This window comes from Myxococcus stipitatus DSM 14675 (genome assembly GCF_000331735.1).
In the GTDB taxonomy this organism is placed as follows: Bacteria; Myxococcota; Myxococcia; order Myxococcales; family Myxococcaceae; genus Myxococcus; species Myxococcus stipitatus.
Window position 1 is genome coordinate 2,201,003 of record NC_020126.1, and the last position, 25,411, is coordinate 2,226,413.

General features: G+C 68.9%; 16 protein-coding genes. 7 read left to right on the forward strand and 9 right to left on the reverse strand.

The window, feature by feature from the left end; genetic code table 11:
• The first annotated feature begins 40 nt into the window (after positions 1-40).
• The 3 genes from MYSTI_RS08800 to MYSTI_RS08810 all read left to right on the forward strand — a co-directional run bounded on the left by MYSTI_RS08800 (position 41) and on the right by MYSTI_RS08810 (position 5,511).
• Positions 41-1,984: an erythromycin esterase family protein gene (locus MYSTI_RS08800; protein WP_015347375.1), complete on the forward strand. Its 1,944-nt coding sequence runs from the start codon at positions 41-43 to the stop codon at positions 1,982-1,984.
• An 81-nt stretch (positions 1,985-2,065) separates the two neighbouring features.
• Positions 2,066-4,027 carry an erythromycin esterase family protein gene (locus tag MYSTI_RS40535; RefSeq protein WP_233278217.1) on the forward strand — a complete coding sequence of 654 codons (1,962 nt, stop codon included), beginning with the start codon at positions 2,066-2,068 and terminating at the stop codon, positions 4,025-4,027.
• 89 nt (positions 4,028-4,116) lie between these two features.
• Complete coding sequence (locus MYSTI_RS08810) at positions 4,117-5,511, forward strand: hypothetical protein (RefSeq protein ID WP_015347377.1); 1,395 nt, start codon at positions 4,117-4,119, stop codon at positions 5,509-5,511.
• 31 nt (positions 5,512-5,542) lie between these two features.
• On the opposite strand, the gene MYSTI_RS08815 is transcribed toward MYSTI_RS08810, so the two are convergent.
• From MYSTI_RS08815 to MYSTI_RS08850, 8 genes are all read right to left on the reverse strand, one after another.
• Positions 5,543-6,757 (reverse strand): PAS domain-containing sensor histidine kinase, encoded by a 1,215-nt coding sequence (locus MYSTI_RS08815; protein WP_233278218.1) that lies wholly within the window; start codon positions 6,755-6,757, stop codon positions 5,543-5,545.
• Positions 6,758-6,947: 190 nt separating this feature from the next.
• The gene (locus MYSTI_RS08820; protein ID WP_015347379.1) at positions 6,948-8,624 is read right to left on the reverse strand and encodes an isovaleryl-CoA dehydrogenase; all 1,677 of its coding nucleotides are present in this window, start codon (positions 8,622-8,624) and stop codon (positions 6,948-6,950) included.
• Between the two features lie 78 nt (positions 8,625-8,702).
• The gene (locus MYSTI_RS08825; RefSeq protein WP_015347380.1) at positions 8,703-9,182 is read right to left on the reverse strand and encodes a Csu type fimbrial protein; all 480 of its coding nucleotides are present in this window, start codon (positions 9,180-9,182) and stop codon (positions 8,703-8,705) included.
• The gene (locus MYSTI_RS08830; RefSeq protein ID WP_015347381.1) at positions 9,175-11,493 is read right to left on the reverse strand and encodes a fimbria/pilus outer membrane usher protein; all 2,319 of its coding nucleotides are present in this window, start codon (positions 11,491-11,493) and stop codon (positions 9,175-9,177) included. The genes MYSTI_RS08825 and MYSTI_RS08830 overlap by 8 nt, the downstream gene beginning before the upstream one ends.
• Positions 11,490-12,269, reverse strand: a complete 780-nt coding sequence (locus MYSTI_RS08835) for a fimbrial biogenesis chaperone (RefSeq protein WP_015347382.1) — start codon at positions 12,267-12,269, stop codon at positions 11,490-11,492. The genes MYSTI_RS08830 and MYSTI_RS08835 overlap by 4 nt, the downstream gene beginning before the upstream one ends.
• 15 nt (positions 12,270-12,284) lie before the next feature.
• A complete protein-coding gene (pru, locus tag MYSTI_RS08840; protein WP_015347383.1) occupies positions 12,285-12,812 on the reverse strand; it encodes a fruiting body development fimbrial-like coat protein PRU in 528 nt (175 codons plus the stop codon).
• 294 nt (positions 12,813-13,106) lie between these two features.
• Entirely contained in the window at positions 13,107-14,975 is a 1,869-nt protein-coding gene (locus tag MYSTI_RS08845) for a glycosyl hydrolase family 18 protein (RefSeq protein ID WP_015347384.1), read from the reverse strand.
• Positions 14,976-15,270: 295 nt separating this feature from the next.
• On the reverse strand, positions 15,271-15,663 hold the full coding sequence (locus MYSTI_RS08850) for a RidA family protein (RefSeq protein WP_044283440.1): 393 nt from the start codon (positions 15,661-15,663) through the stop codon (positions 15,271-15,273).
• A gap of 260 nt (positions 15,664-15,923) precedes the next feature.
• Between MYSTI_RS08850 and MYSTI_RS45255 the strand changes: the two genes are divergently transcribed.
• Complete coding sequence (locus tag MYSTI_RS45255) at positions 15,924-21,545, forward strand: HYR domain-containing protein (protein ID WP_015347386.1); 5,622 nt, start codon at positions 15,924-15,926, stop codon at positions 21,543-21,545.
• 87 nt (positions 21,546-21,632) lie between these two features.
• On the opposite strand, the gene MYSTI_RS08865 is transcribed toward MYSTI_RS45255, so the two are convergent.
• The gene (locus MYSTI_RS08865; protein ID WP_015347387.1) at positions 21,633-22,241 is read right to left on the reverse strand and encodes a LysE family translocator; all 609 of its coding nucleotides are present in this window, start codon (positions 22,239-22,241) and stop codon (positions 21,633-21,635) included.
• Positions 22,242-22,360: 119 nt separating this feature from the next.
• Here MYSTI_RS08865 and gcvA point away from each other — a divergent pair, with 119 nt between their 5' ends.
• The 3 genes from gcvA (at position 22,361) to MYSTI_RS08875 (ending at position 25,406) form a co-directional block, all read left to right on the forward strand.
• On the forward strand, positions 22,361-23,263 hold the full coding sequence (gcvA, locus tag MYSTI_RS08870; protein ID WP_015347388.1) for a transcriptional regulator GcvA: 903 nt from the start codon (positions 22,361-22,363) through the stop codon (positions 23,261-23,263).
• A 107-nt stretch (positions 23,264-23,370) separates the two neighbouring features.
• A complete protein-coding gene (locus tag MYSTI_RS41635) occupies positions 23,371-24,357 on the forward strand; it encodes a DUF2169 family type VI secretion system accessory protein (RefSeq protein ID WP_015347389.1) in 987 nt (328 codons plus the stop codon).
• Positions 24,354-25,406, forward strand: coding sequence for a beta-ketoacyl synthase N-terminal-like domain-containing protein (locus MYSTI_RS08875; protein ID WP_015347390.1), 1,053 nt, complete (start codon positions 24,354-24,356; stop codon positions 25,404-25,406). The genes MYSTI_RS41635 and MYSTI_RS08875 overlap by 4 nt, the downstream gene beginning before the upstream one ends.
• Positions 25,407-25,411: the final 5 nt, after the last annotated feature.

Below are 25,411 nucleotides of genomic sequence, written 5' to 3' on the forward strand. Positions count from 1 at the left end.
GCGGCCGAGCCGAACACCCGACGTGTGTCCCGAGGTCCCCATGAAGCTCCTCCGCATCCTGTGGCTGCTGTGCCCCCTGGCGTGTGCTGGCACCGGCGCGCCCCACGTCGTCCCTCCGGTCGAGGCTCCCTCGGCGCGGCCTGCCCCGGCCGTCACCACGGCGGCCGTGGAGGGACAGGTCGAGAGCAGTGCGAAGACACCGGTGGCGGGCGCGGTGGTCGCGCTCATCCCCGCACGGGAGGATTGGGACCCGGGCCTTGCACCTCCGGCGGGCCGGATGCTCACCGGTCCGGACGGGCGCTTCCGCTTCGAGGGACTCGCGCCGGGTGAGTACGGCCTGACGGTCAGCGCCGCTGGGCATGAGGCGGCCTTCCTCATGGGCGTGAAGCTCGCGGCGGGGGCGACACCCCATCTGAAGGACGTGGTGCTCCAGCCCGCGAGGCACATCGTGCGAGGTCGCGTGAAGACGGACTCGGGCGAACCCGTGCCGGGGGTCTGGCTGAACGTCGGGCGGTACAGCGACTTCCTGGGGGACATGCTGTACGCGCGGACGGACGCGCAGGGCCGCTTCGAGGTGCCGCTGCCTGTCGCGGGCTATGGCGTCTCGGTCCATGCCGAGGGCTTCTCGCCCGCGAGGCGCACGTTCAACGTCACGGCGGAGGAGTCCACGACGGAGCTGGACCTGACCGTCAGCGCGCTCCCGGAGACCACGCCTCCCGCGCCGGAGGTGGTGTCGTGGGTGAAGCAATCGCTGGCGCCGCTGACCACCGTGGAGGCGGGACATGGGTTCGAGGACCTGCGGCCCTTGAAGCCGTGGCTCTCGAAGGCCCGGGTGGTGGCGCTGGGGGAGGCGACGCACGGGAGCCGGGAGTTCTTCCAGTTGAAGCACCGGATGCTGGAGTACCTGGCCACGGAGCTGGGCTTCACCGTCTTCGCCATCGAGGCCAGCTTCGGCGAGTCGCTCGTGGTGAATGACTACGTCCTCCATGGGAAGGGAGACCCGGCCAAGGCCTTGGCGGGGCTCTACTTCTGGACCTGGGACACGGAGGAGGTGCTGGCGCTCATCCGGTGGATGCGTGCGTACAACGAGGACCCGCGCCACACGCGCAAGCTCCAGTTCTACGGCGTGGACATGCAGGCCACGTCCGCCTCGACGCGCGCCGTCCTGGACTTCTTCGCGCGGGCGGACCCGTCGTTCCATCAGCGACTCGTGGGGCCGATGACGCCGTTCCTCGATGAAGCGAACCCGCGGGTGCGCGAGGTGGAGTCGGGCAAGGTGCTGGCGGGGCTCGTCGCGGACATCGAGGCGCGTCTGGCCAAACTGCCGAAGCGCAAGGGCACCGAGAAGACCCACGCGCTGGTGGCTCGCCATGCCCGCATCCTCGGGCAGTTCGCGGCCAGGGTGGAGAACCAGTTCACGGACTCGAACCTCCGGGACCGGGCGATGGCGGAGAACGCTCGCTGGATTCTCGAGCATGAGGGCGCGGATGCTCGGATGGTCCTCTGGGCGCACAACGCACACGTCGCCGCGTCGCCGCAGCTCGACATGGAGCCCATGGGCAAGCACCTGCGCGAGGCGCTGGGAGACCAGCTCTACGTCTTCGGGTTTGCCTTCAACCAGGGCGAGTTCCAGGCCATCCACAGCCCGAGCGAGCCGAACGAAGCGCGCCGAGGACTGAGTGTCCACGCGGTCCCCGCAGCGGAGGTGGGGTGGCTGGACGGGACGCTCGCGCTGGCGGAGGTGCCTCGGTTCGCCCTGGACCTGCGAGGGTTGCCTGGCGAGGGCGTGGTGAGGGACTACTTCATGCAGGCTCGCTATACGCGGAACTACGGAGCAGTCTTCAGCAAGGTCATCCCACCGCGTGTCTCCAAGGCGGCGAAGGAGTACGACGGCCTGCTGTTCGTGGAACGAACGGTCGCTGCCATCGCGACGCCCACGGGCCGGCGCCCGCCTCCGCCACCCACGGCCGCCAGCGCTCCTTGAGAGCAAAGGCAGCCAGCCCCTCGGGTCGATTGTGATGGAGGGGCTGACTGTGTTGGACCTCGGGGAGCACACCCCCGTCGTATGCCCGAGGTCCCGATGAAGGCCTTCCGCATCCTGTGGCTCGTGTTTCCCTTGGCGTGTGCGAGCACAGGCACGCCGCAGGTCGTTCTACCGCCGGAGCCTCCCGTCCAGGCCGCACCACCGTCCGTCACCACGGCGGCGGTGGAAGGGCGTGTGGAGGGGGATGCGAAGTCGCCAGTGGAGGGCGCGGTGGTCTCGCTTGTCCCCGCGCGCAAGGAGTGGAATCCGAACAAGGAACCACCGGCGGGCCGGATGCTCACCGGCCCTGATGGACGCTTCCGCTTCGAGGGTCTCTCTCCGGGCGAGTATGGCCTGACCGTCAGCGCCCCTCGGCACGAGGCGACCTTCATCCTGGATGTTCAACTCACCGCGGGAGCTTCGGCGCTTCAGCGGGATGTTGTCCTCCAGCCCGCGACGCGTGTCGTGAGAGGGCGCTTGAAGACAGACGTGGGCGGACCCGTCGCGGACGCCTGGGTGCAGGTGATACGGAAGAGCGAATTCCTCGCGGATGTCCTTTACGTCCGAGCGGATGCCCAGGGCCAGTTCGAGGTCTCGCTGCCCATCGGCCGGTACACCGTGAAAGCCCCCGAGCGGGGCTCCATGTTGGCGGACAACCAATTCGACGTGCGCGCGGAGGACTCCGCGCGAGACGTGAACCTGACCCTTCTCCCGCGGCCGGAGACCTCGCCCGCGGCGCCGGAGGTGGTGTCGTGGGTGAAGCAGTCGCTGGTGCCGCTGACCACCGTGGAGGCGGGACATGGGTTCGCGGACCTGCAACCCCTGAAGCCCTGGCTCGCGAAAGCGCGCGTCGTGGCCCTGGGGGAGGCGACCCACGGTACTCGGGAGTTCTTCCAGTTGAAGCACCGGCTGATGGAGTTCCTGGTCACGGAGCTGGGCTTCAACATCTTCGCGCTGGAGGGCAACTTCTCCGAGGCACTCGTCATCAATGACTACGTCCTTCACGGAAAGGGAGACGAGGCCCAGGTGCTCGACAACCTCTTCCCGATCTGGCGGACCGAGGAGGTGATGGCCCTCATCCGATGGATGCGTGCGTACAACGCGGACCCGCGCCACACGCACAAGCTCAAGTTCTACGGCGTGGACATGCAGGACACGGTTCGCCCGACGCGGGCCCTCCTGGACTTCTTCGCCCGAGTGGACCCGGCGTTCCATCAGCGACTCGTGGGGCCGATGGCGCGATTCCTCGACGTCAAGACCTCGAAGGCCTGGTCGGAGGAGAACGGCAAGGGGCTGGCTTCGCTCGTCGCGGACATCGAAGCCCGCTTGCGCCAGCGGCCACGGCGCAAGCGCTCCGAGAAGGAGCTCGCGGTGATGGCCCGCCATGCCCGGGTGCTGGCGCAATGGGCTACCCAGACAACGCCCCAGGTGTCCGAGGTGAGCTTCATGAACCATCGGGACCGGGCGATGGCGGAGAATGCTCGCTGGGTCCTGGAGCAGGAGGGCGCCGATGCGCGAATGGTCCTCTGGGCGCACAACGGACACGTCTCCACCGCGAAGCTGACCGACTTCGTGTCCATGGGGCAGCACCTGCGCGAAGTGCTGGGCGATGCGCTGTACTCCTTCGGGTTTGCTTTCAATCAAGGAACGCTGCGGGCGGTCCACGAGTCGATCCTCGTGGCGCGGAAGCCACGCGTCTACACGGCCCATGCCGTTCCGCCGGCGGAGGTGGGGGCGGTGGACGGTACGCTCGCGCGGGCCCAGGTGCCCCTGTTTGCCTTGGACCTGAGGGGACTCCCCACCCAGGGCGCCGCGCGAGATTTCTTCACCCAGACACGCGCCTGGAGAAACTACGGCTTTGTCTTCAGCGAGAACGCCGGTCTTGCACCGACGAGGAGCGCCAAGGAGTTCGACGGCCTGTTCTTCGTGGACTACACGAGCGCGGCCATCGCCATGCCCGAGCGTCCACCTCCCGAGGGGAACGCCTCGGCGCCCTCTCCTTGAAGACTTCACTCGAAGTGGGAGGACGAGGAAAGTCCGCCACCGCTCATGCGTAGCTGTCTCCTGTCAGGTTACACAGACAGGAGTGATGCGTGCTGAAGAAGGTGTGTGTGTCATGGATGCTGGTGGCGGGCGGAGTGCTGCCGCTTGCCGCGTGTGATGGCGAGCCGAAGACCCCGGAAATCATCGACTCGCGCGGCCCGGGAGACGTGGTGCTGCTCATCGAGCGGCTGGGCGTGGAGGGCCCCTACATCACGGGGCGGAAGGAGCGCTTCAAGGTCGCCGCCGCGGGAGAGTCCTTCAAGTCCGTGCGCTGGAGCGCCACGGCGGGGGCTCTCGAGGCGGACGCCGAGCAGGTCGAGTGGACTCCGCTTGGGCAGGGCGAGGCGTCGTTGACCGTCTCCGTGGAGACCGAGTCCGGAAAGGTGGCGCAAGGGGCCTTCCACTTCAACGTGGTGGCCGCGCCGTCCACGCTCATCGACCCGGGGCCGGACCTGACGGGTTCTCGGTGTGAGCTCGCCTTCGACAGCACGGGCAAGGGGCACGCCCTCTATCTGAACGACTCGCACCAGAGCCTCTGGTACGCCACGTGGGACGGCACGTCGTGGACGACCGAGGTGGTGGACGGCCCCGGCTTCAACAATGGTGGGACCTACGTCTGGGAGGCCGCTCTGGCGGTGGACGCCGGAACAGGCGTGCCACACATTGCCTATATCGCGGGTGAAGGCCCCCCGGACAAACCCTCGAGCCGGAGCGTGAGGTATGCCACCCGACTCGACCGGGCCTGGACACTCACGAGCGTGTCCGCGCACTACTACGGGTTGCCATCGAAACTGAGCATCGCTCTGAATCCCGCGCAAGGAGGATTGCCCACTATCGCCTACGACGGGACCTATAACTACGACTTCGCGCGGCGCACCGCGTCCGGAACTTGGAGTCCCACGCGGATGGACGCCCGCGAACTGTCGGGAGATATCTCCTTCGACGCCGCTGGCTCCCTGTTCATCCCCCACTACGCCCACTCTCTCCGCAAGACCTATGTGAGTGTCGTCGCGCAGGAGCCGTCGACCCAGGAGTCGCTCCTGGACCTGCAGATGGTGGAGACCCCCGGCACCTACGAGTGGCTCTCGGCGGCCTGGAGCCCGGACTCCCACTTGATGCTGCTGGCCCGGTCACAAGACCCGGCTTCGCGGGCTGCCCTCAGGGACATCACCCTCGCGAATCCGCTCTCCGCCAGCACCATCCGCACCTCACCGCTCGACCTCAAGCACGACGCGAGTGACCTGGCTCATGGCTCGCGCGGCCCCGTCATCGCCCACCGCCACGGGACGTCACTGGAGCTCATCACGACCGACGCGCGGGGCTTCTGGAAGTACACCCAGCTCGGCTCGGTGCAGGACGGCACGCGCCCCAGCGTGGCTATCCGGCCCACGACGGGCACGGCGCACGTCTGCTACCAGCGCGACGGCAAGGTGAACTTCCAGTAGGCGCGCGTCCACCGCCCGGCCCCACGCGGCCTCAGACCCGAGGCACCGCCGTGGGGCCACACGTCGCCACCAGCCCCTCCCGGGGAATCCGCAGCGTGAAGACCGAGCCCTTCCCCAGCTCGCTCTCCACGGTGATGGTCCCATGGTGTGCTTCGACAATCTGATGGGTGATGAAGAGGCCCAGCCCCATGCCGCCGTAATGCGGGTCCGAGACGGCGCGCACGAAGCGCTCGAAGATGCGGTGCTGATGCACCGGGGCGATGCCGATGCCCTCGTCCCGCACGGTGAGCACCGCGAGCGTCTCGCTCACCTTCACGCTCAGGTGGATGGGCTTGCCCGCGCCGTACTTGATGGCGTTCGTCAGCAGGTTCGTCACGGCCTGCTCCATCCGCCGCCGGTCCCACGTCCCCTCGATGGCGTGCGACGCCGACACGTCCAGGTGGCACCCCAAGGACGCTGCCTGCGGCCCGTAGCGCAGGGCCACGTCCCGCAGGAGCGCCGCCAGGTCCATCCGCTCCGGCTGGAGCGGAAGGCGTCCCACGTTGATGCGCGAGACATCCAGCAGGTCGTCGATGAGGTCCGCCAGCTTGCGCACCTGCCCACTCGCCGCGGCCAGCTCCCGAGACAGCTTCCCGTCGGCCAGGAGCGACTCGGGGTTCTTCTCCGCCGCGCGCCGCAGCGAGGACAGCTTCAGCTGCAGCGGCGTGAGCGGCGTCTTCAGCTCGTGCGAGGCGACGGACAGGAACTCGTCCCGCGCGTGCAGCGCCTCGCGCAGCCGCTCCAACTCCCGCGTCTCCTCGGCGTGCTTGCGCTGGGTGAAGTCCCGCGTCACCTTGCCGAAGCCCCGCAGCTCGCCGCTCTCGTCGAACAGCGCGGTGATGACGACGTTCGCCCAGAACCGCGTCCCGTCCTTGCGCAGCCTCCAGCCCTCGTCCTCGAAGCGGCCCAGCCGGATGGCGGACTCCAGCTCCCAGTCGGGCTTGCCCCAGGCAACGTCCTCTGGTGGATAGAAGCGGCTGAAGTGCTGGCCCAGGATCTCGCTCGCCCGGTAGCCCTTGATGCGCTCGGCCCCCAGGTTCCAGCTCGCGATGTGACCCCTCACGTCCAGCGTCAGGATGGCGTAGTCCGTGACGCTCGCGATGAGCAGGCGGAGCTGGTCCGCCGTGTCACGATTGGAGCGCTCACCTCGGGAATAGGTGATGACTCCGTCGCTCGAGTTCAGTGAGAGTGGATGGTTGTCGCCCAATTCGCGCCTCGTCCGGCCACTTAAAAGAACACGCCAGTGTCGACACGCAAGCGGGTGTCTCATCCTTTCGTCCAGTAGACGAAGTCGTCGCCCCGCCTTCCATGTCGACAGGCGGGGCGAGTGTCTCCCTGTGTGCTCTGACTCGAGGGTGAGACACTGTTGAATTCACAGTGAAACGTGAATTCCTTGTTCAGCTCCCGACGCCCTCGGGGAACGCGCGCTCGATGAGCGCCTTCATGGGGGCGTGTGCGGGCAGGGTGCCGAAGCAGTTGCCGTGGGCCCCTCCCAGGCGCGTCTCGCAGAAAGTGTCGGCCACCTGACTGTTGCCCGCGCGCAGCAGGAGCGAGGCCTGGAGCGCCAGGGCCAGCCGCTCGACGACGAAGCGGGAGCGCGTCTCCAGCGTGGCGGTGTCCGCGAAGTCCTTGGCGATGCGGGCCATCTCCGCGTCGAGCGCGGGGTGGGCGCCCTGGGCCGCCATCAGCTCCTGGAACAGGGCCTCGCGGCTCTCCGGCTCGCGGGTGGCGGCGCGCAGCACGTCCAGGCACTGGATGTTGCCGCTGCCCTCCCAGATGGAGTTGAGCGGGGCCTGGCGGTAGAGCCGCGGCAGGTTGGCCTCCTCCACGTAGCCGGCGCCGCCCAGGCACTCCTGGGCTTCGTTGACGAACGTCGGCGCGCGCTTGCAGACCCAGTACTTGCCCACGGCGGTGGCCATGCGCGCGAAGGCGGCTTCACGCGGGTCGCGGTGGCCCGCGTCCACGGCGCGCGACACCCGCGCGGTCAGCACGGTGTGTGCCTCCGACTCCAGCGCCAGGTCCGCCAGCACGTTCATCATCAAGGGCTGGTCGATGAGCTTGCGGCCGAAGGCCTTGCGGTGGCGCGTGTGGTGGATGGCCTGCACCAGCGCCTGGCGCATGAGGCTGCTGGAGCCAATCATGCAGTCCTGCCGCGTGAGGGCGACCATCTCCAGGATGGTGGCCACGCCGCGGCCTTCCTCGCCGACCATGAAGGCCACCGCGCCCAGGAACTCCACCTCCGAGCTGGCGTTGCTCCAGTCGCCCAGCTTGTCCTTGAGGCGCTGGATGCGGATGGCGTTGCGCTCCCCGGTGGGCGTGAAGCGCGGCAGGAGGAAGCACGACAGGCCGCCCTCGGACTGCGCGAGCACGAAGAACGCGTCGCTCATGGGCGCGGAGAAGAAGAACTTGTGGCCCACGAGCGCGTACGGGTTGCCCGGGCCGCGCTCGCCCAGCGGGCTTGCGCGCGTGGTGTTGCTGCGCACGTCGGAGCCGCCCTGCTTCTCCGTCATGCCCATGCCGATGGTGATGCCCGTCTTCTGGCTGGCGGGGATGAAGCGCGAGTCATACGACGCGGAGGTGATGCGCGGCAGCCACTCGGCGGCGAGCCCCGCGTGGTGCCGGAACGTGGGCACACACGCGTACGTCATGGTCAGCGGACAGCTGGTCCCCTGGTCCGCCTGGTTGTGCAGGTACGAGAGCGCCATGCGCGCGACGTGGGCGCCCGGCGTCTTCTCGTGCCGCCACGCATAGTTGGGGATGCCGTGGGTGACGGCCGCTTCCATGATGCGGTGGTAGGCGGGATGGAACTCCACCTCGTCCAGGCGGTTGCCATAGCGGTCGAACGGCTTGAACTTGGGCTTGTTCTCGTTGGCGAGGAAGCCCAGCTGCATCAGCTCGCCGCCCGCGAGCGGCCCGTACTTCGCGATGTCCGCTTCCGCCCAGCTTCCGCCTTCGCGCGCCACGGCCTCGCGCAGCGGGAGGTCCGTCTTCCAGGCGTCGTAGACCAGGGGCGGCGCCTGATTGGTGACTTCATGGGTGATGAACGTCGTCGCGAGGGGGCCGGAAGTACTCATGAGGTGGAAGGATAGGCGAGCCCCCCGGCTGGAGCGAGCGCAACTTCCCGGCCCGTCCGCCCCCCGCGCGAGCGGGGCTCAGAACGTCATCGTGATGACCAGCGTGTCGGAGTACGCGCCCGCGGACGCGGCCTGGCCCGCCGGAATCCGGCCGTAGATGGGGACGGTGACCTCCACCGCGTTCACGGGAAACACAGGCCCGTAGCGCACGGTGCCCAGCGAACCATTGCCCCAGATGAGCAGCCGCGTGGCATCGAGGTAGAGGTTGTAGTTGAGCCTGTTGCTCGACGGGCCTTGGAGCTTGCGGGGGAAGTAGCTCCCGGCGCCGCCCGCGCTCAGGTCGAGGGTGAGCGTGCTCAACTGCGGCTGCGCATCGCAGCGGTAGGTGATGCTGCCCGTGGTGTCGAGCGGGAAGGTGGCGCTGCTGGTGTAGACGCCGAAGCTGGGGCCCACCGTGGACTGGAAGCGGCAGACGGCGTGGGCGGCGGGCAGGCAGAGCAGGTTCGCGCCCATCAGCATCCAGGCCCGCGTGTGACTCGAGACGCCCAGGCTACTCATCCACGCACCTCACGGTCCCCAGGTCGATGACCTGTCCCGTCTGGGAGGGAATCTCCAACACCGCGTTGCAGCTGCCACCGGTGTACAGGACTGTCGCCGGGTGTCGCCCGGGAGGCAGCCCCACCAGCTCGAACTCGCCATGCCAGCCGATGGGGGAGCTCCACCGCTGGCCCTCCACGACGACCTGGACCTCGCCGTGGGCGGGCACGCGCGGAGAAGGCCCCTCGGAGAGGACCAGCGTGCCTCGGAAGGCGCGCACGGTGTCCACCTGGAAGTCGAGCACCACGCCGCCCCGTCTCCAGGGGGCCACGTGCCGCTCCGTCGCCGGGACATACACTTCCAAGGGCAGGTCCTCGTCCGTGAGCGACAGCCGGTTGACGCCATAGGCTTGCAGCCGCGTCACCACCAGCTCCCCCCGGGCGTTCGTCCTCCCGATGACGTGGTTGTTGAGCCGCACGCCCACGCCCTCCACGCCCTCCACGCGCACCAGGGCATACCCCTGGTCCACCGCGCGCGTGGCGTGGATGCGTCCGCCCAGGGCCACCAGTCCCCCGGAGACCTCGGCCGCGCCCACCAGCACGCCCTCGCGCCACTCCGCGCCCGCGGCGTAGCGGCCCACGTTCGTCTCGTAGTCGGCGCGCGCGAGCGCCAGGTCATACCGCCCCACCTGTCCCTGGACCTGGAAGCCCAGGCCGCCCTCCAGCGGAATGCCGCGCGACACGTCCACCGCGGTGAGTCCCCCCGAGCGCGCTTGCGTGTGGCTCACGCCGCCGCTCGTCATCGCGTCGAGGATGGCGGTCAGCGACACCATGCCCTCCAGCGCCGCGGGGCGCTGGGGCTCCTGGTTCCGGTGGGCGGAGAAGGAGAGCAGGGTCCTGCCGGTCATCTGGACGGTGGTGGTCGCGCCCAGCCACGTCGTCCAGCCCACGGACCTCCACCGCCGCAGCAGCGCCTGTCCTGTCAGGCTGAAGCGGCCCCCCAGCGCGACGAAGAGCGAGCCGCCCGTCTCCAGCCTCGGGTGGGGCGCGTCGTGCGCGAGGCTGCTGTGGGCATACGCGGGACTCATGAGCCGCGCGAAGACGGTGCCCCCCGCCCGGAGTCCCTGGACGGTGTAGGCCGAGCCCACCGCCGCGCCCGAGCGCCGATGCGAGATGCTCACGGCCTCGGAGAACTCCAGCTCGCCCAGCGGGAGCTGGAGCCACTGCACGGAGCCGGTGCTGAACAGGTCCGGCGACAGCTCCAGCCGCAGGCCCGGCGTCAGCCACGGCGTGGCGCCCATCCGGAAGTGGCCCAGCAGCAGCGGGCGGCCATAGTCGAAGCTCCGCGTGCTCAGCGACTCGCGCTCCACGCCCAGGGACACCTGGTAGTCCGCGACGCCCGGCGCGAGGAGCTGGGCGCCCAGCGAGTACGCGGAGCTCACCTCGCGCGTGCGTCCGAAGGCATCCCTCACCACGTAGCGCGTGAGGCCCTCGCCTCGCGGCAGCGTGAGGTTCTCCAGCCGGTAGGGCCCCGGAGGCAGCTCGGTGCGGCGCACCAGCCGGTTGTTGACGTAGACCTCCAGCGTGGACGGCGTGGTGACGTCACCGGCCAGGTCCTGCACGGGGTTGCGGACGAAGTAGGGGTTGAGCTCGAACGAGCGCAGGACGTGGACCCCCGCCACCACCGCGCCGCCGCCCAGCACGCCGCCATACCCGGTGGCCTCGCCCGCGATGGCGCGCACCATCACCTCCGGGAAGTCCACCGTGAGCTGGCTCAGCCCCCGCAAGGGCAGGCCGCCGGGGGTCCATCGGCCCTGGGTCGTCAGGAGCGCCCGGTCCAGCGACACGCCGACTTCGCCAAACAAGGACAGCGACGTGTTGCGCGCATGGGCCGCGTAGTTGAGGAACGCGCTGGGGCTGCCTGTCACCTGATAGTCGGGGGGCGGGGCGGGGGCCAGGTTCACCCGCGTCACGCCAAAGGCAGACGGCGGGAGCTCACACGTCAGCCGGGTGGTGTCCGGGTCCAGCTGGCAGCTCGCCTGGGGCGCCAGGGATTGGAGTGAGACATAGGCCGTGCCGTCGAGGACCTCGATGCGTCCTCGCAGCCAGCGCGGGTCGACCCCGGCCTCCTCCAGCGTGGAGGCCGGCAGGAGCACGTCCTGGCCGCGCAGCAGCGGGAAGACATCCCCCCGGTTGGCGCCATTCAACGTCAGCTCCGCCACGATGGGGGTCGTCTGGGGGCCGGGCGCGGAGGGCTCCGCGGCCCACGCGGGCGTGAGGCCCAGCGCCAGCCCCAGCGCGACCCGAGACACGGCCTGGTTGAGCCGGCTCATGGCACGACGGGCACTCCACAGGACTCACGCGTGCCGACGGGCGCGCTCTGCCGGTACACGCCCTGGTCCGTCTCCACCTCGACTTCCAGCGAGCGGACCTTCTGGCAGTGCTCAGCGGTGATTCCCAGCGCGAAGGCGCGCGAGTTCCCCGGCAGCACGTACCAGCCGGGCTCCTCCTTCTCCACCACGCGCTGCCCCTGCGCATCCAGCGCACGCACGCGCGCCTGGCGGATGAAGAAGTTCACCGTGCCCGGGTTCCTCACACGGAACTGGAAGTGGGAGTCGCGCAGGTCCACCTCCTCGACTCGCGCTTGCACGTCCCGGTGCGTGGGCGCGACGAAGACGGGGATGGAGACCCGGGTGAGGATCTTCAGGCCCATGGACGGAGGCAGCGGTCCCACGGGCGGCAGCTCCTCCACGATGAGTCGGAAGGAGCGCTCCGTGTTCCGCGCCGCGGAGGAGATGCCCACCCGGATGGGGCGGGACTCCCCCGGCTCCAGCGTCAACATGGCTGGGAAGAAGAAGACCTCCTGCGTGGGCTGAAGCGTCATGCGCCCGCCCTCGTCCTGGGTCCACGTGTGGACGGAGGCCTGGAACCGAGTGGTCTCGGTCCCCTGGTTCCTCACCGTCACCACCACGCCCTTGGCTCCGCCCTCCAGCTCCAGGCGGATGGGATTGACTTCGACGGTCGCGGCGAGCCCGGCCCCCGGAAGGGCTCCGCTCAAGAGTGCCGACAATCCCAGACAGCGGGCCCAGGTGGAGAGACGCAGGCGCATGGGGCTTCGTTCCAATCAGAAGGTGATGGTCGCGACGACCGTGTCGTTGTAGGTGCCGGACGGGACGTTCTGCCCGCGCGCCACCGTGCCGTAGACGAGCACCGGCGTGGACAGGCCCGTGCCGATGTAGGGCAGGCCCGTGCCGGAGGTATTGCCCCACACCACCAGCCGGGCGATGTCCTGGTAGAGCTTGTAGGAGAGGTAGTCGGCGGACGTGGTGTTGAGCATCCGGCGCAGCGGCGCCGCGTCCGTGGAGCCCGTGTCGGGATGGGAGCCCTGGCCCAGCGTGACGACGGCGGTGCTCAGCAGGGTGCACTGCACCGTCAGCGAGCCGGACGCGAGCAGGTCGATGCCCGCGCTGGAGTTGATGACCACCGGGTCGTAGTTGCCGAAGTTGAGTGTCCCGGAGTTGATGCTGCAAGCCGCGGACACGGTGGCGGTCACCGTCAGGTTGGCGGTGGCCGTGGCGGCCTCGGACTGGGTCGACGCGAAGACGGAGGCGGCGACAACCGCGGCGGCGAAGGCGCGTTGGGCTGCTTTCATGTTCACTGCTCCAGCGGCAAGGGCCGGGAGATACCGGCCACGCCGACGGCTCATTGCAGCTTGGGCGCCAACGCCGGGAACGCCAAGGCGCCCCGCGCCGTGCTCAGCCCACGCCCCGCTTGCGCCGTGTGATTCACGGCGGAACAGGCCTCGGGACATCCACTGGTGGGCGTCAACCCCGGCCCGCGAGGGCACCTCCGGGCCGGAGTCGAGGACCCGGAGGTGCGGGGCGCGGAGGGTCGGTGGCTTCCCTGAGGGAGTGTTCCGCTTCCCGTTGGAGGTAGCGCGGGGACGTCAGGGCTGGAAGGCGTTCTTCACCGCATCCAGCGGGGGATTGGCTCCCGAGACAGGGTCTGTACAACCTTGGTTGAGCGACCAGATGATGGTGCCCCCGAAGCCGTTGGCGCGGGCGTAGGCGCCCTTGGCGGCAATGGCTTGCGGCGAGTCATACGATATCCACCGCACCGTGCCGTCCACCACCGGCGAGGCGAACGTGACGTAGCTCGACTGGGCGGCGGCGTCCCAGTGATAGACGCCGGTCGCCGACAGGCTCATGATCCGGGCGTAGGTGAAATCATTGTCGCTGCCCACATAGTCAGACCAATCCGTATAGGGTTGGTAGGGGCCTGTGATGTGTCGCCAGGCCATGCCATAGAATGGCAGGCCCATGCCCAGTTTGGCTTTGGGGATGCCGGCGCCGACCCAGGCATTGAGGCTGGAGGCCACCGAGGTGGGGCGATTGCCCGCCTCCCCCGTGAGCGCGGAGGAGTACCAGGACGTCCAGCCGCCCCAGGGCCCCGTCATCTCGTAGGACATGACGTTCATCTGGTCCAGGTACGGCACCAGCTGCGCGAACCACGGGTCGGCCTCCTCGGGGAAGTTGGTGTTGACCCAGCCGATGGGCATGGTGAGGAGCATGTCCGGGCGGGCCGCGCGCAGCTGCTGCACCAGGGCGAGCAGGTTCGGCTTGTCCGCCACCTCCACCGGCTCCCAGTCGATGTCCAGACCGTCGTAACCGAAGCTGTCCAGGGCGGCCAGGAGGTTCTGGACGAAGCGGGCCCGGTTGGCATTGGAGGCGGCGCCCACCCATCCGTCATGCTCTCCGGCCCCGCCCACCATGATGAGGGCCTTGCGTCCGGCGGCGTGGGCCCGGGTCGCCAGGCGGCGGGCGATGGCCGGGCCATTGTCATTATCGAACTGTGTACTCAGCGTCCCGTCGGGCCTGGGGGTGGCCCGGCCGACCATGATGTGCGTCAAGGCACTGAAATCCACCTTGTCGGGCGGGTAGAGGTCCGAGTTCCAACCCGTGTAATAACCAGACACCCACAGCCCTTTTCCGGGGGCGCTGGTGACAGTGATGGTGGCGATGGCGGACTGGGTGGGGTCCGCATGGCTGACTGCCTTCACTTGATACGTGCCCGGTGTTCCAGGCGCGGTGTAGACGCCCGTGGAGGTGATGACACCGCCCGCGTTTCCTTGCGGCACCGCCCAGCTCACCGCCGTGTTGGGGGTGCCCGTCACCGTCGCGGTGAACGCCTGCGTGCCGCCGGGAGGAAGCGTGACGGACGGCGGGGTGATGCTCACCTTCACGACCGGCGGGACACTCAATCCATCGGTGCGCAGGTCGTCGAAGTAGAGCGTGGGCAGCGACAGGCCCCGGGTCTCCTGGAGCAGCAGGCCCTTGATGCGCGCACCCGCGGGCGCCAGCGCGTAGAAGGGCACGGCGCACGCCACCCACGCGTTGGCGCGGATGCGCCCTCCCTCACAGCGGGGCCCGAGGGGAACACCCGGCGTCAGCACGTTGTCCGCGAAGGCGCGCACCTGCACCACCGCGCCGTCGCCGGCCAGGCCTCCGTGGACGCGCAGGGTGAAGGTCGCGCCCGGCTCCGCCACGCGCGGGTCCGTGCTGAAGTAGAGCGCCGAGTACGACGTCAGCGTCGCCGCGATGGAGTAGGTCCCCTGCGCCACCGGCGAGGTGTTGACCAGCGAGTGGGGAGCCCAGGAGGTGTCCTTCCAAGGCGACACCATCGCGTCGCGGTAAATCCAATGGGTGACCCAGGAGCTGGGAGCAGGCGAGGAGGGGAGCGCTGGCTCCTCCGCGTGGGCTCGCGGGGCTGATAGCAAGGTCATCCCCAAGGCCAACCAGACCATCCACCGAATCATGTGTGCTCCTCTCGAGGAATGGGCCGCCGCGTGAAAAAGGGGTATCGCGGAGGTCTATGTCCTCGGGGCCTGTCCGGGATGGACCGGCCATGAGGGCAACCTGGGGTGAGCAGTGCCCGTCAGCAAAGCCCGACTCCGGTCCCGGATGGGAACCTCGAGTCGACACTTGCTCGTGACACAGGGAGGAGGTTTCAGCCTCCTCTCCGACCTTCGCCGCCGCACAAGAGACCCAGGTGGGACGTCTGTGATTGAGCTGTGATTGGGATTGCGCCCTCGGGGAGGGACGGCCGTGGGCTCAGGGCACGTAGGCGATACAGTCGATTTCGACGAGCAGCCCGGTCTGCGGGAGCGCGGCCACCTGCACGGTGGTTCGCGCGGGGCGGTGGCCGGCGAACAGGCGCTCGTAGACGGCGTTCATCCGGGGGAAGTCCGCCATGTCGGTCACGAAGACGCCGCAGCGCAGGACGTGCTGGAGGCTGGAGCCTCCGGCCACGAGGATGCGCTCCAGGTTGCGCAGCACCTGCTCCGTCTGTGCCTCGATTCCCTCGGCCTGCTTGCCGGTGGCCGGGTCCGTGGCGGCCTGGCCGGAGACGAAGAGCAGCGAGTCCAGCTTCATGCCGGGAGAGTAGGGGCCCACGGGCTTGGGCAGGCCCTGGGCGGTGACGGGCTGATGGCGGGAGGTGGTCATGGGAGCGCGACGATGGCGCGGTTCTCCGCCCACGGCATCTTTCGCGTCGTGGGACGTGCCCCGCATGTGGGCCTCTGCGGGTTCGCCCGCCACTTCTCCACACGAGACAATCTCGTGGGGGGGGCTTCTGGTGGGTGCGTCAAGAGGGACCTTGCGTCGGGCCGCGTGATACAGGCGAGCAAGGCCTGTGAGGGCGCTGCGCGGAGGGCACGTCACCTGTGTCGACCCCGCCGGTGTCCACGGGCCGGGGAGGGTGTCAGATGGCGTCGAGTCGCGTCTCGCGAAGCCTTGTCGTGCTGCTCTGCTGTGCCTGGACTTTCGCGTGCGAGCAGAAGCAGGAGTTGCCAGCCTCGTCGGAGGCCGTGGCCCTGGCCCGGGCCTACTTCCCGGAGCTCGCCTCGCGGCGGGGGACCTCGAAGGTCTTCTCCGCGTCGGAGGTTCCCCTCACCCCCCAGGATGACCGCGCGCTCACGTCGCGGCTGGTGGGCGCGGGGGCGCTGGAGCTGACCACGCGCGGGATGACCTTCCGTGTCGAGCAGACACTGGGGGCGGATGATTCCGCCGTGCTGAGCCGGGAGGAGGCCGTGGCCTTCTCGGGGGCGCGGCACTTCTGGTTCCCGGTGGGGGACTTCGCGAGCCTGAGCCAGGGCTGGCGCGGCTCGCGCATCGAAGAGGCGTGGGTGGTGGATGGCTCCGAGCCCCTCCACCGCGCGGAGTACCACGTCACGCTGCCGCCCTGGGTGTCGCGGCTGCACGACGCGGGCGAGTACGTGGAGTTCCTCGACACCGAGGGCCAGCCCGTCCTCCGGTTCCATCCGTCCGAGGTCCGCGACGCGAAGGGACAGTCGCGGCGCGGGCGCGTGCTCCTGTCGGGCGTGAGCAGGTCCTCGCGCGCGAACGTATTCGACGCGAGCGGGCCTCGGGTGAGCCTGGTCACCGAGGTCTCCTTGGAGGGGCTCGCGGCGCCCATGGTGGTGGACCCGGGCTGGTCGTCGACCGCGAGCATGGCGACGGCGCGGTCCCAGCACGCCGCGCTGCTTCAGGCGGATGGCTCCGTCCTGGTGGCGGGAGGCGTGAACAACCTGGGCTTCGTCACCACCGCGGAGCGCTTCGACGTCGAGCGCGGCACGTGGGCCTCCGCGGGAAGCCCGGGCATCCAGGGCAACATCACGATGGGGGTGAGGTTGCCCTCGGGCAGGTCGCTCTTCCTCATGGATGGGAGCTTGACGGGCGTGCTCCACGACGCCGCGACGAACACCTGGTCCGCCACGGGCCCGGCGTCCGCCTCGCGCTCGGTGGGCACCGCCACGCTGCTGGCCTCTGGAGAGGTCCTCGTCGCGGGCGGCTCCAACCTCGCCACGTCGGAAATCTATGACCCCGTGGCCAACAGCTTCACGGCCGCTGGCAACCTGTCGGTGGTGCATCGCGGCCACGTCTCCGTGTTGTTGCGGGATGGGCGGGTGTTGCTGGTGAGCGGGACGAACGGCTCGTCCACGGAGCTCCCGCAGGTGGAGCTCTTCGACCCCGCCGCTCGGACCTGGACCCAGGTGGCGCCGCTTCTCGTCCCCAGGCACTACGCGACGGGGACGCTGCTCCCGGATGGCCGTGTGTTGCTGGCGGGTGGGTATACGGGCTCGAACGCCGTCTCCACCCACGCGGAGATCTATGACCCCGCGGCCAACACCTGGACGGCGACGGGGGCGCTCAACCACCGACGCAACGGCCACACGGCCACGCTGCTCCCCAGCGGCAAGGTGCTGGTGTCGGGGGGCGTGGATGAGGGGCGCAATCCGCAGCCCATCTCGGAGCTGTACGACCCCGCGACGGGGACGTGGAGCCCGGCGGGGACGATGGCCGTGGGGCGCGAGAACTCGACCGCGACGTTGCTGACCACCGGCCAGGTCCTGGTGACGGGGGGCCACAGCAGCCCGGGAGGGACGACCTTCTACGCCGGCGTGGATGTCTACGAGGCCTCCAGCGACCGCTGGTCGCCGGCGGGAAACCTGTCGCGGGTGCGGGGGTATGCGGCCTCCGTGTTGTTGCCCTCGGGCGATGTGCTGCTCGTGGGGGGCTCGGACGCGGCAGGCGCGGTCGCGACGGTGGAGCGGTACTCGCGCGCGAGCAATGCCTGGGCGCCCTCGGCCTCGCTGGCCACGGCGCGTGCACGGCCCACCGCGAGCCTGTTGCCCTCGGGCCGCGTGCTGGCCGCTGGTGGTGAGGGGGGCGGGGCGCCGCTGGCGTCGGTGGAGGAGTACGACGCGACCGCGAATGCGTGGAGCACGGTGGGGGCGATGACCGCCGCGCGTGTCGGACACACCGCGACGGTGCTCGGCTCGGGCCGGGTGTTCGTGGTGGGGGGCTCCGGAACGAATGTGGCGGAGGTCTATGACCCGGCGGCGCGGACCTGGAGCGCCGTCGCGGCGGCGCCCACGGTGCGTCTGGAGCACGCGGCGGTGTTGCTGAATGACGGTCGTATCCTGGTGGCGGGTGGACGGAACCCCGGGGGCCTGTTGGCGTCGGCGGAGCTGTATGACCCGGTCGCCAACACCTGGGCGCCCGCGGCGTCGCTCGCGCAGGGGCGGGCCACGTTCACGATGACGTTGTTGCCGTCGGGACGGGTGCTGGCGACGGCGGGCATGTCGGGTGCGGGAGAGCTGGCCTCGGCGGAGCTGTATGACCCGGTCTCCAACACCTGGACGGCGGCGGGCAATCTCGCCACCGCGCGCGTGTTCCACTCCGCCGTGTTGCTGCCCTCGGGGCGCGTGCTCGTCGCGGGCGGTGAGGGCTCTCCGGGCGTGTCCCTCGCGTCGGCCGAGCTGTATGACACCACGACGCGCACGTGGAAGGTCGTGACGGCGCTCGCGGCGGCGCGGGCTCGCTTCGCGCTGGACGTCCTTCCCTCGGGCGAGGTGCTCGCGGCGGGAGGCGAGGGCTCTGGAGGGGCGTGGCTGGCGAGCGCGGAGCTGTTCGAGGACACGGGCTCACCGCCCGCCACGCGGCCGGTGGTGACGGGGCCCGATACGGCGTCCCAGGGTTGCCCGGTGCGCATCACGGGGACGCAGTTCCGAGGGGCCTCGGGAGGCAGCTCGGGAGACTACCGGGACTCGGCCGCGAACCTTCCGGTGGTGAGGGTGCGGACGGTGGAAGGGGACCGGCTCTGGGCGCTGCCGGGCACGGAGATGACCGCCACGGGCGTGACGGTGACGATTCCCGCGACCATGCCGGTGGGGACCCAGGTGGTCTCTGTCTTTGCGAACGCGGTGAGCGGTGGCCGGGTGTTGACGGTCATCGCGAACACCGCGCCGGTGGCGAGGGACTTGTCCGTCTCCACCGGGTTCGGCGCGCCGGTGAACATCACGTTGGAGGCGACGGACGCGGAGGCGGGAGCACCGCTCGGCTACGTCATCGTCACGCCTCCGACGCACGGCACCTTGAGCGGCACGCCGCCCGCCGTCACGTACACGCCGAACGCGGGCTACTCGGGGCCGGACAGCTTCACGTATCGCGCTCGGGACTGCGGTCTGGACAGCAATGTCTCCACGGTGAGCATCAACGTGGCCGCGACGAACCCGCCGACCATCACCTGCCCGGCGGACCTGCAGGTCGAGGCGACGGGGGCCTCGGGCGCGACGGTGACGTACCCGCCCGCGACGGCCACGGATGACACCACGGCGAATCCGACGGTGACGTACTCGCATCCCTCGGGCAGCACGTTGCCGTTGGGGGAGACGGTCATCACGGCGACGGCGGAGGACGCGGATGGAGCGCAGGCGTCCTGTACGTTCCGGGTGACGGTGCGGGACACGACGCCTCCGACGCTGGTGTGCCCGGAGAACGTGCGGGTGGTGGGAGATGATGGCGGTGGGGCGCTCGTGACGTACACGGTGCCTGCGTCGGTGGATGGGATTTCCGGCCCCGCGACGGTGACGGCGACGCCGGCCTCGGGGACGCGCTTCCCATCGGGACGGACGCGGGTCGTCGTCACCGCGACGGATGCGGCCGGGAACTCCGCGAGCTGTGAGTTCGAGGTGCTGGTGCAGGCGCGGGTGGTGTCGATTGCCGGCGGTGGTTGTCAGTCCGCGGGGGGCGGTGGGCTGGGCTGGGGCGCCGCGTGGGTGCTCGCTGCGTGGGCGAGCCGTCGGCGGGGCAAGGAGCGGCGTCCTGTCCGGAGTCGTGTGCGGATGGGGGCGCTCGCGGTGGCCTTGGTGTCGACGAGCGCGGTGGGGCAGACGGTGTCGAGCCCGCTGGTGGCGTTCGATGCGGAGCGCTTGCGGCTGAGTGCCTCGGCGACGGACTCGTTGATGGTGGATACGGGGCGCGTGCTGACGGAAGGGGGCTATCGGCTCAGCCTGCTTGCGGGCTACGAGCGCGGCATCCTGATTCTGGAGGGCAATGATGGGAGCAGCCGTTCCATCCTGCACTACAGGACGTCGGCGTGGCTGCAGGGGGCCTGGTCACCGGTGGACCGGTTGGAGGTGTCCGCGCGGTTGCCGGTCATCATCTCGCAGGGTGGGCATGGGGCGGGCTTGTACGAGGGCGTCTCGGAGCCTTCGTCCTCGGGGTTGGGGACGCCGGAGGTGGGGGCTCGCTACGCGTTGATGCGGCGGGAGGATGGGGCGCCGCTGTCGTTGGCGGTGGGGCTGGATGTGGGGTTGCCGGGAGGACGGGCGAGTGCGTTCGGGCGGCAGGAGCACTGGGCGGGGATGCAGTTCTCGCCGAGGGTCTCGTTGGGACGTGAGGTGGGGATGTTCGCGTTGGGCGCGAGCGTGGGGGCGCGGGTGAGGTCGAAGGAGGTGGAGCCCGGGCGAGACGTGGGGACGGAGCTGGAGCAGTCGGTGGTGGTGGCGACGCGCGGGAAGGGGCTGCGGGGTGAGCTGGCGTTGCAGGTGGCGGAGTCGCTGGTGCATCCGGATGTGGCGGTGGAGTTGTTGGGAGGTGTGCGGCTGCCCATTGGAAGTGGCTTCGAGGTGAATGCGCTCGCGGGGCATGGCTTCACGGACATCCCGGGGACGCCGTCGTGGCGCGTGGGGGCGGGCATCGCCTGGGCGCACGAGCCCGAGCAGAAGCCCGACTCGGACAGCGATGGAGACTCGGTGCCCGACAAGAAGGACCGGTGTCCGCGCGAGGCGGGTGTGCCGGAGAACGATGGCTGCCCGGACCGGGACTCGGATGGAGATGGGGTCGTGGACCGTCTGGACCGTTGCCCGGATGAAGCAGGGATCGCGGAGTCGCAGGGCTGCCCGGAGCCGGATGAGGATGGCGACGGAGTGCCGGACGCGAAGGACAAGTGCCCGAAGGAGAAGGGCACGGCGGAGAACCAAGGCTGCCCGGCGGTGAAGGACACGGACGGCGATGGCGTTCCGGATGATGAGGACAAGTGCCCGAGCGAGAAGGGCACGGCGGAGAACCAGGGCTGCCCGGCGGTGAAGGACACGGACGGCGATGGTGTTCCGGATGGTGAGGACAAGTGCCCGAGCGAGAAGGGCACGGCGGAGAACCAGGGCTGCCCCGCGCCGGTGAAGAAGCCGGTGCAGGAGGAGAAGCTCTCGTTGTCGGGTCGTCGAGTCACGTTCCCGGTGGGCCTCGCGGTCATCGAGGGCGAGGGTGCGCGCGTGTTGGATGAGGTCGTGGAGATGTTGAAGTCACGGCCGGACGTCGCGATTCGAGTCGAGGGCCACACGGACAACACGGGGCCCGAGACGCTCAACCAGGAGCTGAGTCAGTCTCGTGCGGAGGCGGTGCGGTCCTACCTCATCCAGCGAGGCATCAACGGCTCGCGCCTCGAGGCCCGAGGCTACGGACCGTCGCGTCCCGTGGCGTCGAACGACACGCCGGAAGGTCGAAGCGCGAACCGGCGCGTGGACTTCGTCATCAAGAACTGACGAAGCAAACCCAGAGCCGCGGGGCCCACGAGGCTCCGCGGCTCGGAACTGAGTGAAGAGGGGGGTTACTCCCGCTGCGCCGTTTGCCTACGCGAACGCCACATAGGCCGCGACGCCCATCATGCACGCGCCGAACGTCCATCCCTGGATGCGCAGGGCCTTCTCGGAGCGGAAGCGTCCCAGGATGAGCTTGCCCCCATAAATCCAGGGGAAGTGGCACACCACGCAGACGCCCAGGAACGCCACCGTGAGCATCGCGGCCTGCGTCAGGGCCCCGCTCGCGGGATTGAGGAATTGGGAGAACATCACCAGGACCATCGAGTGGATCTTCGGGTTGAACGCCACGGCCAGCAGCCCCTCGACGAACCCCAGCTTCTCCACGGACGCGTCCTCTCCGCCCGCCGACCCTCGCGCGGAGCGGAAGAACCCCCACGCGAGATAGAGCAGGTACACGACACTGCACACCCGCAGCACCTCGTGCAGCGCGGGAATCTCCTGCAGCACGCTCCCCAATCCCAATCCGTAGATGATGCAGAGCGCGACGTTCGCCACCTCGAACCCCAGCCAGAACGGCAGCGAGCCTCGGATGCCGAACCGCCCTCCCGCGGTGGCGAGCACCGTGTTGCCCGGCCCTGGGCTGAACACCATTGGGACCGTGTACCCCAGGAACATCACCCAGACTTCAGCGGGAATCATGGCGAAGACCTCGTGCGCCAGCGTTCATCGCGGTGGGGCGCGGCCCATCAGAAACTCCATTTCGAGCCCAGGGCCCAGCGAGCTATCCTCGGCCGCTCGATAAAGGGAGCTCATCGAGCATGCGTCGCATTCCACCGCTGGGCGCGCTTCGTGCGTTCGAGGCGGGAGCGAGACACCTGAGCTTCACTCGCGCCGCCACGGAGCTGCGAGTCACCCAGGCCGCCATCAGCCATCACGTCCGCCAGCTCGAGGACTGGCTCGGCGTCTCCCTGTTCGAGCGCCGAGGTCACGCCCTCACGCTGACCCGCAAGGGCCAGGAGTACCTGCGCGAGCTCACCCCCGTCTTCGAGCGCCTCTCCGAGGCCACCACCCGCCTCTCCGAAGCCGAGCAGGGCCCGCTGCGCCTCACCGTGCTCCCATCCTTCGCCTCCTGCTGGCTCCTCCCGCGCCTGGAGCGCTTCCGCGAGCTCCACCCCGACATCGAGCTCCACCTGACCAGCGCGGCCGAGCTGTGGGACTTCCTCGATGACCGCTTCGACATCGGCATCCGCTCGGGGCTGGGGCGGTGGACGGGGCTCAAGGCGGAGCAGGTCGCCACGGAGGGACTCAGCCCCGTGTGCAGCCCCGCGCTCGCGAAGAAGCTGCGCGTGCCCTCGGACCTGGCGAAGGTCCGGCTCATCCACGACACGCCGAAGGATGCGTGGCGCCGGTGGCTGGATGTCGCGGGAGTGAAGGGCGTGGACGCGGACAAGGGCCTCACGTTCAACGACGCGGGGCTCGTGCTCCAGTCCGCGCGGCAGGGAGATGGTGTCGCGCTGGGGCGGATGCTGCTCGCCGCGGATGACCTGAAGGCCGGACGCCTGGTCCAGCCCTTCCCGAAGGTGCTCCCCAACGACTTCGGCTACTGGCTCGTCCACCCTCGGCCCCTGTCGGGCCGCGAGGATGTGGTGCGGTTCAAGGACTGGCTGCTCGCCGAGGCCCGGGCTGGTGCCTCCGTGCATCGCGGTTTCGGTGGGATGTGAAACTTTTTGCCGCAGAGATGAGAGGAGGCGGAGTTCACTTGCTGACAGATGGAGATGACCCGGTCTGGGGTCGCTCACGTACTCCCTACTAATGTGATGTGACCACGATGTGGTCGATTGATAATCAGACGCCTTTTGCCGTGGAACGAACGTGGGTGCGTGACAAGTCGGGGCGACATCATTGGGTCGTCGCCGTCAAGGGTACCTTTGTTATCGGCGTGAACGGCCAGTTGAGCATTGCGGAAGAGCAGTACGCTCCTCTTCATGTGCCGGAGTATCGAGGGGTCCCCGGCTCATCGAGCCTTCGATACGAAGCGGATCTCATTCCCAGCAAGCCAACGACGGACATCCTCATCAACGCGCATGCTCATGCGCCCGAAGGGCGACCGGCACCCCAGGTCGTGGTATCTCTGCGAGTTGGCACCCTGAGGAAGACGCTGGTCGTCTACGGAGAGAGGGTCTACGTCGATGGCGTGCTGGGCTCGACGCGTTCCAGTCCTGCTCCCTTCTTGTCAAAGCCAGTCATCTATGAAAACGCGTTTGGTGGAACGGACACGAGTGAAAGAGATTTTCGAAAGCACCGTGTCGATGCGCGCAATCCCATTGGAAGAGGGCTCATCGGTCGCGTGGCTCCTTTCGTGGAATATCCGGATGGGGATGAGTCCAAACCCTGGCCGACGGGCTTTGGTGCAATCGCCAGTCATTGGTCTCCACGGCTGAAGTTCGCGGGGACCTACGACGAGCATTGGGAGAAGAATCGGAGGCCGCTGTTGCCGGAGGACTACGACGAGCGATTTCTTCTCTGCTCCCCTGCCGACCAACGTCCCTCCGTACCGATGACGGGAGGTGAAAGAATCGAACTGACGAACCTGAGTCCAGAGAGACTACTTCGATTCGAGCTGCCGCGCGTCACCCTGCGGTTTCGGACCTATTTCGGACGCAAGGTCCAAGCGCATGAGGGCCATCTGGCGAGCGTCATCATCGAACCCGAAGAATCCCGGCTCCTGTTGGTCTGGCATTCAATGCTTGGGGTCGGTGCTCTCGATGCGGAGTATCTCGACCGAACCGTCATCGAAGCCCGGACATTGGAATGAGCCAGTCCGTCCACATCGTTGCCCTGGGCGCACGTACCGTCATCGGCCTCTCCGCGGAGACGTCTGCTGCTGCAGCACGTGCCCAGATATCCCGGATTCGAGAGCACCCCCATCTCGTGGACCGTCGTGGAGAGCCCATTCGCGTCTCCTTGGATGCGGAACTGGACCCGGGACTCACGAGTTGGCAGCGGCTCCGAAAGCTGGCGGTCCCGCCACTGTGTGCAGTGCTCACCAAGCTCTCTTCCGGAAGCGACTGGCGAGCGCCGCTGGAGTTGCTGCTCGCCTTGCCGGAACCCAGACCCGGCTGGTCCGACGCGGATTCACAGCGCCTGGCCGAGGCGTTGGCACGAACCGCGCCGCCGACCGGAGGTCAACTCCAGGTCTTCGTCGCCGAACGCGGGCATGCGGGGGGACTTCATGCACTTGCCCAGGGGGCGCAGAAGATTGCTTGTGGCGCGAAAGACCTGTGCATCATCGGAGGCGTCGACAGCTATCTCGAGCCATGTACCTTGGATTGGCTCGATGCGAACCGCCAACTGGTTGGGCAGGGGGCCCGCTCGGGGTTCTTTCCCGGCGAGGGGGCTGGATTCATCGCCCTGGCAAGCCCCCATGCCCTCCGCACGCTGCGAATGCCATCCCTGGCAAAGGTCCGTGGCTTTCACGGTGCACAGGAGACGAGACTCATCAAGACGAATACAGAATGTCTCGGTGAAGGGCTCGCTGCGGCGATCTCAGGTGCGGTTTCGTGCCTCCGTCCTCAGGAATATGTCGACACCATCTATTGCGACATCAATGGAGAGCGCTATCGCAGCGAAGAGTGGGGGTTCGCGCTGATGAGGACTCAACATGCATTCAAGGATGCGACGCGCTACGTCGCACCCGCGAACTGCTGGGGAGACGTGGGCGCCGCCTCCGGCGCTTTGCTGTCGATTCTCGCCGTTCGCGCCTGGGAGCGGTCTTACAGCCGAGGGCCGCTCGCGCTCGTGTGGGGAAGCTCCGAGAGCGGCCTGCGCAGCTCGGTCTTGTTGGAGCAGGCACGGACGGAATGAGGGGG

Excerpts from the sequence above, each read along its gene's own strand:
- MYSTI_RS08845 (WP_015347384.1), bottom strand. The coding sequence starts at position 14,975 with ATGATTCGGTGGATGGTCTGGTTGGCCTTGGGGATGACCTTGCTATCA.
- MYSTI_RS08800 (WP_015347375.1), top strand. The coding sequence starts at position 41 with ATGAAGCTCCTCCGCATCCTGTGGCTGCTGTGCCCCCTGGCGTGTGCT.
- MYSTI_RS08865 (WP_015347387.1), bottom strand. The coding sequence starts at position 22,241 with ATGATTCCCGCTGAAGTCTGGGTGATGTTCCTGGGGTACACGGTCCCA.
- MYSTI_RS08835 (WP_015347382.1), bottom strand. The coding sequence starts at position 12,269 with ATGCGCCTGCGTCTCTCCACCTGGGCCCGCTGTCTGGGATTGTCGGCA.
- MYSTI_RS41635 (WP_015347389.1), top strand. The coding sequence starts at position 23,371 with ATGTGGTCGATTGATAATCAGACGCCTTTTGCCGTGGAACGAACGTGG.
- MYSTI_RS08820 (WP_015347379.1), bottom strand. The coding sequence starts at position 8,624 with ATGAGTACTTCCGGCCCCCTCGCGACGACGTTCATCACCCATGAAGTC.
- pru (WP_015347383.1), bottom strand. The coding sequence starts at position 12,812 with ATGAAAGCAGCCCAACGCGCCTTCGCCGCCGCGGTTGTCGCCGCCTCC.
- MYSTI_RS08830 (WP_015347381.1), bottom strand. The coding sequence starts at position 11,493 with ATGAGCCGGCTCAACCAGGCCGTGTCTCGGGTCGCGCTGGGGCTGGCG.
- MYSTI_RS08850 (WP_044283440.1), bottom strand. The coding sequence starts at position 15,663 with ATGACCACCTCCCGCCATCAGCCCGTCACCGCCCAGGGCCTGCCCAAG.
- gcvA (WP_015347388.1), top strand. The coding sequence starts at position 22,361 with ATGCGTCGCATTCCACCGCTGGGCGCGCTTCGTGCGTTCGAGGCGGGA.
- MYSTI_RS45255 (WP_015347386.1), top strand. The coding sequence starts at position 15,924 with ATGGCGTCGAGTCGCGTCTCGCGAAGCCTTGTCGTGCTGCTCTGCTGT.
- MYSTI_RS08875 (WP_015347390.1), top strand. The coding sequence starts at position 24,354 with ATGAGCCAGTCCGTCCACATCGTTGCCCTGGGCGCACGTACCGTCATC.
- MYSTI_RS40535 (WP_233278217.1), top strand. The coding sequence starts at position 2,066 with ATGCCCGAGGTCCCGATGAAGGCCTTCCGCATCCTGTGGCTCGTGTTT.
- MYSTI_RS08825 (WP_015347380.1), bottom strand. The coding sequence starts at position 9,182 with ATGAGTAGCCTGGGCGTCTCGAGTCACACGCGGGCCTGGATGCTGATG.